This is a genomic window from Paraburkholderia sp. SIMBA_054, from assembly GCF_046534875.1.
Taxonomy (GTDB): Bacteria; Pseudomonadota; Gammaproteobacteria; order Burkholderiales; family Burkholderiaceae; genus Paraburkholderia; species Paraburkholderia hospita.
Window position 1 is genome coordinate 1 of record NZ_JAWRXV010000896.1, and the last position, 267, is coordinate 267.

The 267-nt window shown below is 60.3% G+C and carries 1 pseudogene; it reads left to right on the forward strand.

The features are described 5' to 3' along the window. A pseudogene (locus SB822_RS57720) lies at nt 1–267 on the forward strand (amino acid ABC transporter permease); the annotation flags it as partial.

The window sequence follows — 267 nt, forward strand, 5'->3', positions numbered from 1 at the left end:
GCGCAGGGCGGCACGCAACCGGAAGGCTGGTCGGGCGCCTGCTGGGCATTCGTGAACGCGAAATACGAGCAGTTCATCTATGGCCGTTATCCGATTTCGGAACGCTGGCGCGTCAATTTGACGGCGCTGATCTTCGTCGTCCTGCTGGTGCCGCTGCTGATTCCGAAGGCCCCGAAGAAGGCTCTCAATGCGATCCTGTTCTTCTTCGTGTTCCCGATCGTCGCCTTCTTCCTGCTGGTCGGCGGCTGGTTCGGCCTTCCTTATGTG